This is a genomic window from Actinomyces howellii (genome assembly GCF_900637165.1).
Classification (GTDB): Bacteria; Actinomycetota; Actinomycetes; order Actinomycetales; family Actinomycetaceae; genus Actinomyces; species Actinomyces howellii.
The window spans coordinates 3090360-3103928 of record NZ_LR134350.1; the positions used below are offsets into that span (position 1 = coordinate 3090360).

Below are 13569 nucleotides of genomic sequence, written 5' to 3' on the forward strand. Positions count from 1 at the left end.
ACGCGAGCATCTTTCTTTGGTCTTGCCGCGGCCGTGTGGTCGTGGCGGACCGTGATTGTTTTGTTGGTTTGTTGTGTTGTTTGTTTCTATGAGCGTTCGGTGGATGCCTTGGCATCAGGGGCCGATGAAGGACGTGGTGGCCTGCGATATTCCTCGGGGAGCCGGCTGACGGGCTGTGATCCGAGGGTTTCCGAATGGGGGGACCCGGCGCCCGTCATGGGGCGTCACTCGTACCTGAATTCATAGGGTGCGGGGGGTGACGCGGGGAAGTGAAACATCTCAGTACCCGCAGGAGAAGATATTCCGTGAGTAGTGGCGAGCGAAAGCGGATGATGGTTAAACCGTTGTCGTGTGATACCCGGCAGGGGTTGCGGCGGCGGTGTTGTGGGGCGTTCCTGTTCCTGGTCTGCCGGCTGGGTGCGTAGTGATCAATCTGGTGGGTAGCCGAACCCCTTGGGACGGGGGGCCGTAGTGGGTGAGAGCCCCGTAGGTGAAACCTGCTGGACTGCGTGGGGGCGTTCCCGAGTAGCACGGGGCCCGTGGAATCCTGTGTGAATCTGCCGAGACCACTCGGCTGCCTGAATACCTCCTGATGACCGATAGCGGATGAGTACCGTGAGGGAATGGTGAAAAGTACCCCGGGAGGGGAGTGAAAGAGTACCTGAAACCGGGCGCTTGCAAGCCGTCAGAGCCCGCCTGTGCGGGTGATGGCGTGCCTTTTGAAGAATGAGCCTGCGAGTCAGTGGCGTGTCGCGAGGTTAACCCGGTGTGGGGGAGCCGTAGCGAGAGCGAGTCCGAAAGGGCGCCACAGTGGCACGTCCTGGACCCGAAGCGGGGTGATCTACCCATGGCCAGGTTGAAGCACGTGTAAGAGCGTGTGGAGGACCGAACCCACCTAGGTTGAAAACTGGGGGGATGAGCTGTGGGTAGGGGTGAAAGGCCAATCAAACTCCGTGATAGCTGGTTCTCCCCGAAATGCATTTAGGTGCAGCGTCGCGTGGTCCCGGGCGGAGGTAGAGCTACTGGGTGGCTGATGGGCCCCACAGGGTTACTGAGGTCAGCCAAACTCCGAATGCCGTCCGGTCGAGCGCGGCAGTGAGACCGCGGGGGATAAGCTCCGTGGTCGAGAGGGAAACAGCCCAGATCGCCGGCTAAGGCCCCTAAGCGTGTGCTAAGTGGGAAAGGATGTGCGGTCGCGCAGACAACCAGGAGGTTGGCTTAGAAGCAGCCATCCTTGAAAGAGTGCGTAATAGCTCACTGGTCAAGTGGTCGTGCGCCGACAATGTAGCGGGGCTCAAGCACACCGCCGAAGCCGCGGACCTGCAGCGTGGACCTTACGCCGCCGCCTGTTGGTGGTGGTGTCAGGGGCTGTGGGTGGTAGGGGAGCGTCCTGCACCGGGTGAAGCCTCGGAGTGATCCAGGGGTGGACGGTGCGGGAGTGAGAATGCAGGCATGAGTAGCGATACTAGGGTGAGAAACTCTAGCGCCGAATGACCAAGGGTTCCAGGGCCAGGCTAGTCCGCCCTGGGTGAGTCGGGACCTAAGGCGAGGCCGACAGGCGTAGTCGATGGACGACGGGTTGATATTCCCGTACCGGCGTAGTACCGCCCATGCTGACGCGCGGGTGCTGACCCACGCCGCTGGTCGCGTGCGGGCCCTGTGGTGCCTTCGGGTGCTGTGGGGTCCTGCGGCTGGTGGTCTGGGGACCCTCCGTGCAGGTAGGCAAGCGTGTTAACAGGGGTGACGCACAGTGGTAGCCTCGCGGGCCTGATGGCTTGGCCCGTTCAAGCGCGCAGCCCGTCTCCCAGGCAAATCCGGGAGGCAGCCCCCCTGTGGGGGCAGGGGTGAGGCGTGATGGTGACCCCACCGCTGGTGGGGGAAGCAGGGTGATCCTGGGGTGCCGAGAAAAGCCTCGACGCGATGGTACGAGCCGCCCGTACCCTAAACCGACACAGGTGGTCGGGCAGAGTATGCCTAGGCGCACGAGATAATCATGGTTAAGGAACTCGGCAAAATGCCCCCGTAACTTCGGGAGAAGGGGGGCCCGAGCCCTGAAGCCCCGTCGCGGGCTAGGGGTGAGGGCCGCAGAGACCAGGGAGAAGCGACTGTTTACTAAAAACACAGGTCCGTGCGAAGCCGCAAGGCGATGTATACGGACTGACGCCTGCCCGGTGCTGGAAGGTTAAGAGGAGCCGTCATCCCCACGCTCGTGGGGTGCAGCGGTGAATTTAAGCCCCAGTAAACGGCGGTGGTAACTATAACCATCCTAAGGTAGCGAAATTCCTTGTCGGGTAAGTTCCGACCTGCACGAATGGCGTAACGACTTCTCCGCTGTCTCGACCATGAGCTCGGCGAAATTGCACTACGAGTAAAGATGCTCGTTACGCGCAGAAGGACGGAAAGACCCCGGGACCTTTACTATAGCTTGGTATTGGCGTCCGCTATGGCTTGTGCAGGATAGGTGGGAGACCGTGAAGCCGTCACGCCAGTGACGGTGGAGTCGTCGTTGAAATACCACTCTGGCCATGGCGTGCGCCTGAACCTCGGCCCGTGATCCGGGTCAGGGACAGTGCCTGGTGGGTAGTTTAACTGGGGCGGTTGCCTCCTAAAGAGTAACGGAGGCGCTCAAAGGTTCCCTCAGCCTGGTCGGCAACCAGGTGTTGAGTGCAAGTGCACAAGGGAGCTTGACTGCGAGACCGACGGGTCGAGCAGGTACGAAAGTAGGAACTAGTGATCCGGCGATCCCGAGTGGGTGGGTCGTCGCTCAACGGACAAAAGGTACCCCGGGGATAACAGGCTGATCCTGCCCAAGAGTCCATATCGACGGCATGGTTTGGCACCTCGATGTCGGCTCGTCGCATCCTGGGGCTGGAGCAGGTCCCAAGGGTTGGGCTGTTCGCCCATTAAAGCGGTACGCGAGCTGGGTTTAGAACGTCGTGAGACAGTTCGGTCCCTATCCTCTGCGCGCGCAGGAGACTTGAGAAGGCCTGTCCCTAGTACGAGAGGACCGGGACGGACGAACCTCTGGTGTGCCAGTTGTCCCGCCAGGGGCACGGCTGGTTGGCTACGTTCGGAACGGGTAACCGCTGAAAGCATCTAAGCGGGAAACCATCTTCAAGATAAGGTCTCCGCACCACCCTCTCGGGGTGGTGGAAGGCCCCCAGCAGACCACTGGGTAGATAGGCCGGACGTGGAAGCGGGGCAACCCGTGCAAGCCGACCGGTACTAATAGGCCAACACAAACAACACCCCAAGCAAACCAGTCACACGCGCGTCCACTATACGGTCCACGACCAACCCCCCCACGCGGGCACACAACCCCACCACCACCACACGGTCGGCCAGGGGGACCGCACCACACAACACACCACCCACACCCGGTGGTGGCCCATAAAGGACGTCTCGGTGGTCACAGCGGGAGGGACACGCCCGGCCCCATACCGAACCCGGAAGCTAAGACTCCCAGCGCCGATGGTACTGCACCCGCCAGGGTGTGGGAGAGCAGGACACCGCCGAGCACACACCACAGTCAGGCCCGGACCGACACCACGTCGGCCCGGGCCTGACCCACACCCACCCACACCCACCCCGCACCGAGCACCCACCCAACCCGACAAACACGACGGGGGCCTTTGGTGCCACCCGTGTCATCCTCCGGTGGGACACGATTGTCCCGTGAGTACCACCAAGCCGCCCCAGTCCCCAGACGCCCTGCCAGAGCCTCCGCTTGACGCGGACCGGCTCATGCAGCAGTCCGACGTCGTCCTCAGGCTCGGCAGGCTCATGCTCGCGGCCGGCGCCGGCGCCTACCGGGTCAAGTCCTCGATGGCGCGCGCAGCCGCTGCGGTCGGGCTGGACCGGCACGAGGCTACCGTGACGATGTCCGAGATCGTCACCTCCTCCTACGTCGGCGGACGTTTCCGGACCGAGGCCTGCGAGGTCCGGCACGTCGGGGTCAACGTCGACCGCCTCGAGGCCCTGCGCCGGATCGTGCACGACCTTCGCGCGCACGAGTCGGTCGAGGGTCTTGAGAGCAAGCTCGACGCGGTCGAGCGGCGTACCGCACTCTACGGTCCTGCGGTCAACGCCCTGGCCTCCGGGGTAGCCTGCGCAGGGTTCAGCTTCCTCAACGGCGGTGGCTGGATCGAGGTCGTCAGCGTCCTCATCGCCGCCTCGATCGGACAGCTCGTCCGACGGCACATGCTCCACCGGCACATCCAGCACTTCTTCACGTGGATCGTCTGCGGGGTGAGCGCCTCGGGCGCCTACATGCTCATCGTCACCGCCCTGCACGCCGCGGGCATCGCCACCGGCAGCCACCAGGGGGGCCTCGTCTCCTCGATCCTGTTCCTCGTCCCCGGCTTCCCCCTCGTCACGGCGATGCTCGACCTCGTGCGCCAGGACCTGTCGAGCGCCGTGTCGCGTGCCGCCTACGTCCTCATGGTCATGGCGGCAGGCGGCGTCGCGGTGTGGACGGTCACCTTCGCCTTCCAGTGGCAGGTCGAGGCCGACGCCGTCGCCCTACCCACGGGCCTGGCCCTCCACGTCCTGCGCTGCGCAGCGTCCTTCGTGGCGGCCTACGGGTTCGCGGTCCTGTTCAACGCCGGCCCCAAGGCCTGCCTCCTCGCTGCGGTCATCGGCGCCGTGGTCAACACCGCGCGCCTCGTCGTCATCGAGGAGCTCGGCGTGCCCTGGCAGCTCGCGGTAGGGCTGGCCGCCCTGTGCATCGGCCTGCTCGCGCAGGCCTTCGTCGCCAGGGTCTCCCTGTCCCGCGTCGCCCTGTCGGTGCCCGCGGTCGTCATCATGATTCCCGGGGTTCCTTTCTACCGTGCGATCAAGGCGCTCAACGACAGGACCGTCGACACGAGCGTGGCCGCCGGGCAGGCGGCGGCCAACCTCGCCGAGGTGTTCTTCGTCGTCGTCGCGATCGGCGTGGGAATGGCGATGGCGAGGATCCTCACCGACCGCAACTGGCGTCACGACGTCGCGACATCGGAGCGTCTTGTCCTGCCCGAGCCGGAGGGACCACGCCCGATCATCGGCGACTGAGCCCCTGGGCGGCGCACGCGGGTCCGGGGCGTCTGGAGCATCCAGACCCCAGTCCTTCCTGACGGCTCAGGCGTCCCGGGCCACTCACAGACCGCCGAGGACCTGGGCGATGAAGATCTTGACGATCATCGCCACGGGGTAGACCATCGCGTAGCCCAGGGCCACGCGAGGATCAGCGCCGGTGCGCTCGTTCGCGAAGGCCAGGACCGCCGGCTGGGTCTGGACCCCTCCGATAACGCCCGACAGCCGGGTTCCGCCCATCCGAACGACCCACCTCATCGTCACGTACATGCCCAGCCCGACGATCGTGGTGATGACGAAGCCGGTGACGAGAATCTTCCACCAGTCCCCGCCGGCGAATGCGTTGGCGATCTGTCCGCCGGCCCGTGTCCCGGCCTGCGCGAGGAAGATGAGAAGGCCAAACTCGGAGAGCACCGCGGTGGCCGTGAAGGGCATGGCCGTCACGAAGCCCTTGATCCGGCCGATCTTGCCGAACACGAGACCCACGAGCAGGGTGCCGGCTGCTGAACCGATCGAGAAGGTCGCACCGGTGGGGGTCAGGAGCTTCCACTCCCCGATGATGATCCCCACCGCCATGCCCAGCCCGAGGGCCACGGGGTTGATCGAGGACAGGCCACGGGAGGAGTCGCCGAAGAAGGCGGAGATCTCCGCCATGCGACTGGTCGGCGCCACGACGCGCACGCGGTCCCCCTGCTGGAGGACGAGGCCGGGCGTCCCGACCATGTCGACGTCGCCCCGGCGCACTCGCGAGATCGTCGCACCGAACTTCTGGTCGACCGCCAGCTCGGCCACCGTGCGCCCGGCGAGCTTGGGGTCCGAGACCGTGATCCGCCGGAAGTCGAGGTACTTGCGGTCCTCGATGAGGGAGTGGGACGAGCCGTGACCGATCTCGTGGATGACCTGGTTGACCGCCTCCTTGGTGCCCACGACGGTGACGAGATCGTCCTTGAAGATCCGGTCGGACAGCGAGGGCCGCGTGATCGGCCCCGTCTCACCGCGCCGCAGGCGGGAGAACTTCATCTCCCCCGAGACCCGCTCGGCGATGTCGCCCAGGAGCGGGGAGTCCTCGCGCTCGACCCGCACCGTCCGGTTGACCAGGGGCGAGGGGGTGTCGCGGTCCGAGCGGCGGTAGCGCAGCGCCAGCAGGGAGAACAGGAGCATGCCGATGACGCCGTACAGGTAGGACACCGCGTAGCCGACCGTGGCGATCGCGACGCCATCGGGGTTGCCCGCCGTCGTCGCGGCGCTGCCGGCGGCCGCCAGCGCGGGGGTGTTCGTGATCGCCCCGGCGAAGGTGCCCGCGATGAGCGCCGGCTCCATGCCCAGGGCGCGCCCCAGGACCACGCCCGCGGCCGCGGCGAGGAGAAGCACGGTGAGCATGATGGCCAACGGGCCGACAGCGGTGCGGATGACGTGGAAGAAGTTGGGACCCGACTGGATCCCGATGGCGAAGGTGAAGATCGCTAGCCCGAGGATCCCCAGGGGAGGGGGGATCTCGATCGTCACGCCCTCGGAGACCCCCCAGGCCGCCAGGGCGATGCCCGCAAAGAGCACAGCCGCAGCGCCCAGGCTCACTCCCTTGACCTTGATGTGGCCCACGAGCATGCCCAGGCCGACGAGGAGGAAGAGGACGAGAACGGGGTTCTCGGCCAGGTGGTGGAGCAGACCGTGGACCACGGGTACGTGCCGCCTTTCCGCGTCCGCGGTGCTCTCGCGCGCCGCGGGCGTCTCAGTGGGGGTGGGTCGTCCTCAGTCTGTCACCTCCCGCGCGCGGCGGCGGTGGACCAAAGGCCGACGAGTGCCGCAGTGATGGGTAAGGTCACGTCACCGGCACCCCCCACACGTCCGTGGTCCCACGATGTGAGATAACGAAGAGTCGACTCGACGGCTCCTGGGGATCGGCATACTGTTCACCGAGTCGGCCGTGGGGCCGGCACGGTCGCTCAGATCGCACAGACAGGAGGGCGCACGATGGCGCGAGGACACGCACCCTCGGCCCACCCGGCCCAGGACCGCCAGGAGATGACGGGCGCGCAGGCGCTCGTGCGCTCCCTGGAGGAGATGGGCGTCACCGACATCTTCGGCATGCCCGGTGGCGCCATTCTCCCTTTCTACGACCCGCTGCTCGCCTCGGAGGTGATCCGTCACGTCCTGGTGCGCCATGAGCAGGGAGCGGGGCACGCGGCGCAGGGCTACGCCATGGTGACGGGCAGGCCCGGCGTGTGCGTGGCCACCTCAGGGCCCGGGGCCACCAACCTGGTCACGGCCATCGCCGACGCCCACATGGACTCCGTGCCGCTTGTCGCCATCACCGGCCAGGTCGGCTCCGCGGCGATCGGGACCGACGCGTTCCAGGAGGCCGACATCGTCGGGGCGACGATGCCCTTCGTCAAGCACTCGGCGCTCGTGTCCCGTCCCGAGGACATCCCCCAGCGGGTGGCCGAGGCCTTCCACATCGCCTCGACGGGGCGCCCGGGCCCGGTGCTCATCGACGTCACGAAGGACGCCCAGGTCGGGCTCACCGAGTTCCACTGGCCGCCGCGCCTCAACCTGCCGGGCTACGCCCTGCCGGGCAGGCCCAACCAGCGTCGCGTCGCCCAGGCGGCCGAGGTCATCGCCTCCGCAGAGCGCCCCGTGCTCTACCTCGGAGGTGGCATCAACCGGGCGGGGGTCCCGACCGAGGACCTCACCGAGCTCGTCGAGCTCCTCGGCATCCCCTTCACGACGACCCTGACGGCGCTCGACGTCCTGCCCTCCGACCATCCCCTCAACCTCGGGATGCCGGGCATGCACGGGACCGTCGCCGCCGTTGGCGCCCTCCAGCGCGCTGACCTCGTCATCAGCCTGGGGGCCCGCTTCGACGACAGGGTCACGGGCAAGCCCGACACCTTCGCGCGGCTGGCCACGGTCATCCACGTCGACATCGACCCGGCGGAGATCTCGAAGATCCGCACCGCTGACGTCCCCATCGTCGGTGACCTCGCCGAGGTCGTGCCCGCGCTCACCGCGGCCTGCCGGGCCCAGTTCGCCGAGGAGCCCCGCGTCGAGATCGACCAGTGGCTCACCGAGGTCGCGCACATCCGGCACACCTACCCCACCGGGTGGACCGACACCGACGACGGCCAGCTCCAGCCCCAGGAGGTCATCACCCACCTCGCCAAGGGGGCCCCTGAGGACACGATCTGGGTGACCGGCGTCGGACAGCACCAGATGTGGGCCGCGCACTACCTCAGGTTCTCCCGGCCGCGGTCGTGGCTGACCAGCGCGGGCGCGGGGACGATGGGCTACGGGGTCCCCGCCGCCATGGGGGCCAAGCGCGCCGCCCCGGACCGTCCCGTGTGGCTCATCGACGGCGACGGCTGCTTCCAGATGACCAACCAGGAGCTGGCCACCTGCACCCTCAACAACGTCCCCATCAAGGTCGCGATCATCAACAACTCCTCGCTGGGGATGGTGCGCCAGTGGCAGACGCTGTTCTACGGGGAGCGCTACTCCAACACCGACCTCCACACCGGGGCGGGCGCCGCGCGGGTGCCTGACTTCGTCAAGCTGGCCGATGCCTACGGTGCCCTGGCCCTGCGCTGCGAGCGTCTCGAGGACGTCGACGAGGTCATCGCCCAGGCCAACGCCGTCAACGACCGCCCGGTGGTCGTCGACTTCATCGTCTCGGCCGACGCCCAGGTGTGGCCCATGGTGGCGGCCGGGGTGTCCAACGACGAGATCCAGTACGCCCGGGGTATGAGCCCCACGTGGGAAGAGGAGTGAGACCGTGAGCGAGAGGCACACGCTGTCCGTCCTGGTGGAGAACAAGCCCGGGGTGCTCACGCGCGTCTCGGCCCTGTTCACCCGCCGAGGCTTCAACATCGACTCCCTGGCGGTGGGTCCCACCGAGCGTGAGGACATCTCCCGCATCACGGTCATCGCCAACGCCGAGGCATCGGCGATGGAGCAGGTGACCAAGCAGCTCAACAAGCTGGTCAACGTCCTCAAGATCGTCGAGCTCGACTCCTCGACCTCGGTGGAGCGCGAGCTCTACCTCATCAAGGTCCGTGCCGACGACTCCAACCGCACCGCTGTCCTCCAGATCGTCGACCTGTTCAGGGCGCACGTCGTCGACGTCTCGCCCACGACCGTGGTCATCGAGACGGTGGGCTCGGACTCGAAGGTCAAGGCCTTGTTGAGCGCCCTCCAGCCCTACGGGGTCAAGGAGATCGTCCAGTCCGGCGCGGTGGCCATCACCCGCGGTCCCCGGTCCATGACCGACCAACTCAAGGAGAAGTGAGATACCACCATGGCAGCTGAGAAGTTCTACGACGACGACGCGGACCTGTCGATCATCCAGGGCAAGAAGGTCGCGGTCATCGGCTACGGCTCCCAGGGCCACGCCCACGCCCTCAACCTGCGCGACTCCGGCGTCGAGGTCGTTGTCGGCCTGCGCGAGGGCTCGCGCTCGGTGGCCAAGGCCGAGGAGGCCGGCCTGCCGGTCAAGCCGGTCGCCGAGGCCGTCGCCTGGGCCGACGTCATCGTCGTCCTGGCCCCCGACCAGGTCCAGGCGGCCCTGTACGCCTCCGAGATCGAGCCCAACATCAAGCCGGGGTCGGTGCTCCTGTTCTCCCACGGCTTCAACATCCACTTCGGGTACATCAAGCCTGCCGAGCAGGTCGACGTCGTCATGGTGGCCCCCAAGGGCCCGGGCCACACGGTGCGCCGGGAGTTCGAGGACGGGCGCGGCGTGCCCGTGCTCGTGTGCGTCGAGCAGGACGCCAGCGGCACGGCGTGGGAGACCGCGCTGTCCTACGCCAAGGCCGTGGGCGGCACCCGCGCCGGGGCGATCAGGACGACCTTCCGTGAGGAGACCGAGACCGACCTGTTCGGCGAGCAGGCCGTCCTGTGCGGTGGTGTCTCCCAGCTCATCCAGTACGGCTTCGAGACCCTGACCGAGGCGGGCTACGCCCCGGAGATGGCCTACTTCGAGGTCTGCCACGAGCTCAAGCTCATCGTCGACCTCATCGTCGAGGGCGGGATCTCCAAGCAGCGCTGGTCGATCTCCGACACCGCTGAGTACGGCGACTACGTCTCCGGCCCGCGGGTCATCACCCCCGAGGTCAAGGAGCACATGAAGGAGGTGCTGGCCGACATCCAGGACGGGACCTTCGCCAAGCGCTTCATGGACGACCAGGCCGCCGGCGCACCGGAGTTCAAGGAGCTGCGCGCCAAGGGCGAGGCGCACCCGATCGAGGCGGTGGGGCGGGAGGTCCGCTCCATGTTCGCCTGGCGCGCCGCCCTCGACACCGACTACACCGAGGGCTCCGTGAGCCGCTGAGCGAACCGACGACGAGCGCCGTCGGGCGGTGGCAGTCAGACCGGCCGCCGCCCGACGGCGTTCCGGCGTCTCCGCCGCCGCGTGTGGTGCTTCCGCTCCTGTCCTGCTCGACCGGTCATGTCCTGCTCGACCGGTCATGTAACTCTCGACCGGGCGATCGCTGTGACATAGACGGTCGACAGTTACATGACCGGTCGAACACGGGAGGGGAGGGGTGCCGGGTGCTTGTCGGGCTGCGCCGCCATCCGAGATGATCCGTCCGGATGGCGGGCGGGGGTCTAGAGTCGCGCCATGACGCAGACGATCAAGCTCGCAGTGATCCCCGGGGACGGCATCGGCGCCGAGGTCGTGCCCGAGGGCCTCAAGGTCCTTGCCGCCGCCCTGGAGGGGACCGGCCTCGAGGTGAGGACGACCGACTTCGACCTGGGTGCCGCGCGCTGGCACCGCACCGGCCAGACCCTCACGGACTCCGACCTCGAGGCGATCAAGGGCCACGACGCCATCCTGCTCGGCGCGGTGGGCGACCCGAGCGTCCCCTCCGGCGTGCTCGAGCGCGGCCTGCTCCTGCGGCTGCGCTTCGAGCTCGACCACTACGTCAACCTGCGCCCCTCGACCTACTACCCGGGTGTCCCCACGCCCCTGGCCGCGCCGGGCGACATCGACTTCGTCGTCGTGCGCGAGGGCACCGAGGGCCTGTACTGCGGCAACGGTGGCGCGGTGCGCACCGGCACCCCCCAGGAGATCGCCACCGAGGTCTCGGTCAACACCGCCTTCGGTGTCGAGCGCGTCGTGCGCTACGCCTTTGACAAGGCACGCTCCCGGGCCGCCAAGCACCTGACCCTCGTCCACAAGCACAACGTCCTGGTCCACGCTGGCCACCTGTGGCGCCGCACGGTCGAGGCGGTCGGCGCCGAGTACCCCGAGGTGACCGTCGACTACTGCCACATCGACGCGGCGACGATCTACATGGTCACCGACCCCGGCCGCTTCGACGTCATCGTCACCGACAACCTCTTCGGCGACATCCTCACCGACGAGGCCGGCGCGGTGACCGGGGGCATCGGGCTGTCGGCCTCGGGCAACATCAACCCCGAGGGCGCCTTCCCCTCGATGTTCGAGCCCGTCCACGGCTCGGCCCCGGACATCGCGGGCAAGGCGCTGGCGGACCCGACCGCGACCATCGGCGCCGTGGCGCTGCTCCTTGAGCACATCGGTCAGGCCGACGCCGCTGCGCGCGTGAGCGCCGCCATCGACGCCGACATGGCCGCCCGCGCCCGGGCCAGCGCGGCAGGGTCCCCGCTCGAGCGGTCGACAAGCGAGGTCGGCGACGCCATCGCCGCCGCCGTACGCGGCTGACCGGGCGAGCAGCACTAAGAGCAGCACTAAGAGCAGCACTCACGGGGCCACTGGCCGGGCCGGGCTGACCTCTCCCTGGCCGGGCCGGTACCCGGCCGAGCCTGACGGCGCCCACCATCAGGAGGCGCTCAGCCCGTCGAGCCCAGCGTGGGCAGGCGCTCGGCGCCCGGGGTGGCCGTGCGCGGCACGGGCTGGTCGCGCACCTGCGGCCCGGTCGTCCCGGCCCCCGGGGCGGCGGGCCCGTCCGGTGCGGTGCCCGGGCCGGCGCCCTGTCCGGTGCCCGGGCCGGCGCCCGTGCCGACGGTCCCAGGCTCCGGCCCTGCCGGAGTGGGAGCCGTCGTGGGAGCCGGTGTGGGAGCCGCCGTGGGCGCCGGAGGACTCGACCCCGGCCCGGTCGGGGCGGGGGAGGGGTCTGCCCCTGAGGCGCATGCCGCCGTCAGGAGGACCGTCACGACGGCGCAGGCCGCCGCCGATCGTCGTTGCGGGCTCATGGGGGCAGCCTAGGTCCACGTCCCCGGGAGGTGCGCACCGCGGTCGGCTGCGTCCCGGCCCCCGGACTCAGGATGCGAGAACCCGCGCTGCCAGGAGCCGTGGGAACGGTAATGTGTGCGCATGCCTCAGACCGCGGCCTCCGTCTCCACGACCGAATCCCTCGACACCGAGCTGGCGCGCGCCGCGGCCGTCCCCCTGCCCGAGGCCGACCGCCTCGCCGGCCGTTTCCCGGTCACCCCCCACCCCTTGCCCGCCACGCAGGCCCAGCGCGCCCAGGCGCTTGGCGACCTGCACTTCGGCAGGGTCTTCTCCGACCACATGGCCCACGCCCGCTGGACCCGTGACGGAGGGTGGGACGCCCACGAGATCCGCGCCTACGGCGACCTCACCTTGTCGCCGGCGGCCGCGGTCCTGCACTACGGGCAGGAGGTCTTCGAGGGGATCAAGGCCTACCGCCACGACGACGGGACGGTGTGGACCTTCAGGCCCCGGTACAACGCCGCACGCCTCAACCTGTCCTGTCGGCGCATGGCCCTGCCCGAGCTCCCCGAGGAGGACTTCGTCGCCTCCCTCGTCGACCTCGTGCGCACCGACGTCGAGTGGGTCCCCTCCGGGGAGGGAGAGTCCCTCTACCTGCGTCCCTTCGCCTTCGCCTCCGAGGCGTTCCTGGGGGTGCGCGCCGCCGAGCTCGTCGACTACTACCTCATCGCCTCACCCTCCGGGGCCTATTTCCCCAACGGCCTCAAGCCGGTGTCGATCTGGGTCACCCAGGACTACCACCGGGCAGGGCGCGGCGGTACCGGCGCGGCCAAGACCGGGGGCAACTACGCCTCCTCCCTCCTGCCCCAGCGCCTGGCCGCCGAGCAGGGGTGTGACCAGGTGTGCTTCCTCGACGACGTCACGGGCGACAACCTCGAGGAGCTCGGCGGCATGAACCTCATGGTGGTCGACGCCGACGGCACGGTGCGCACCCCCCGGCTCACCGGCACGATCCTGGAGGGCTCGACCCGGTCGGCGATCCTGCGCCTGCTCCTGGACGCAGGTCGCACCGTCGTCGAGACCACGATCAGCCTCGAGGGCCTCCTTGAGGGGATCGCCTCGGGGAAGGTCAGGGAGGTCTTCGCCTGCGGCACGGCGGCCGTCGTCGTCCCGCTGGGGCGTCTGAGGGGCGACGGCTTCGACGTGACGATAAAGGGCGCCGAGGTCACCCACGAGATCCACGACCGGCTCACCGGCATCCAGTACGGCCGCGTCCCCGACCCCTACGGCTGGATGTACCGCCTGGTCTGATCGATACCGACCTGTTGCCGGCCCGATACTCCACCTTG

The 13569-nt window shown here is 68.3% G+C and carries 8 protein-coding genes and 2 rRNA genes; 8 read left to right on the plus strand and 2 right to left on the minus strand.

Going from position 1 to position 13569, the window contains the following annotated elements:
- Nucleotides 1-76: 76 nt before the first annotated feature.
- The 3 genes from EL245_RS12895 (at nucleotide 77) to EL245_RS12905 (ending at nucleotide 5049) form a co-directional block, all read left to right on the plus strand.
- Nucleotides 77-3248 (plus strand): 23S ribosomal RNA (locus EL245_RS12895).
- A 153-nt stretch (nucleotides 3249-3401) separates the two neighbouring features.
- A 5S ribosomal RNA gene (gene rrf, locus EL245_RS12900) occupies nucleotides 3402-3518 on the plus strand.
- A 226-nt stretch (nucleotides 3519-3744) separates the two neighbouring features.
- Nucleotides 3745-5049, plus strand: a complete 1305-nt coding sequence (locus EL245_RS12905; RefSeq protein WP_126384575.1) for a threonine/serine exporter family protein — start codon at nucleotides 3745-3747, stop codon at nucleotides 5047-5049.
- An 84-nt stretch (nucleotides 5050-5133) separates the two neighbouring features.
- On the opposite strand, the gene EL245_RS12910 is transcribed toward EL245_RS12905, so the two are convergent.
- Nucleotides 5134-6747 carry an aspartate:alanine exchanger family transporter gene (locus EL245_RS12910; protein WP_126383730.1) on the minus strand — a complete coding sequence of 538 codons (1614 nt, stop codon included), beginning with the start codon at nucleotides 6745-6747 and terminating at the stop codon, nucleotides 5134-5136.
- 294 nt (nucleotides 6748-7041) lie between these two features.
- Here EL245_RS12910 and EL245_RS12915 point away from each other — a divergent pair, with 294 nt between their 5' ends.
- The 4 genes from EL245_RS12915 to EL245_RS12930 all read left to right on the plus strand — a co-directional run bounded on the left by EL245_RS12915 (nucleotide 7042) and on the right by EL245_RS12930 (nucleotide 11749).
- Nucleotides 7042-8835 (plus strand): acetolactate synthase large subunit, encoded by a 1794-nt coding sequence (locus EL245_RS12915; protein ID WP_126383732.1) that lies wholly within the window; start codon nucleotides 7042-7044, stop codon nucleotides 8833-8835.
- A gap of 4 nt (nucleotides 8836-8839) precedes the next feature.
- Nucleotides 8840-9352, plus strand: a complete 513-nt coding sequence (gene ilvN / locus EL245_RS12920; RefSeq protein ID WP_126383734.1) for an acetolactate synthase small subunit — start codon at nucleotides 8840-8842, stop codon at nucleotides 9350-9352.
- Between the two features lie 9 nt (nucleotides 9353-9361).
- Nucleotides 9362-10393, plus strand: coding sequence for a ketol-acid reductoisomerase (gene ilvC / locus EL245_RS12925; RefSeq protein ID WP_126383736.1), 1032 nt, complete (start codon nucleotides 9362-9364; stop codon nucleotides 10391-10393).
- 291 nt (nucleotides 10394-10684) lie between these two features.
- Nucleotides 10685-11749, plus strand: a complete 1065-nt coding sequence (locus EL245_RS12930) for a 3-isopropylmalate dehydrogenase (RefSeq protein ID WP_126383738.1) — start codon at nucleotides 10685-10687, stop codon at nucleotides 11747-11749.
- 128 nt (nucleotides 11750-11877) lie between these two features.
- On the opposite strand, the gene EL245_RS12935 is transcribed toward EL245_RS12930, so the two are convergent.
- Nucleotides 11878-12240 carry a hypothetical protein gene (locus EL245_RS12935; RefSeq protein WP_126383740.1) on the minus strand — a complete coding sequence of 121 codons (363 nt, stop codon included), beginning with the start codon at nucleotides 12238-12240 and terminating at the stop codon, nucleotides 11878-11880.
- 121 nt (nucleotides 12241-12361) lie between these two features.
- On the opposite strand from EL245_RS12935, the gene EL245_RS12940 reads away from it, so the two are divergent.
- A complete protein-coding gene (locus tag EL245_RS12940) occupies nucleotides 12362-13531 on the plus strand; it encodes a branched-chain amino acid aminotransferase (protein WP_126383742.1) in 1170 nt (389 codons plus the stop codon).
- The last annotated feature ends 38 nt before the right edge of the window (nucleotides 13532-13569 follow it).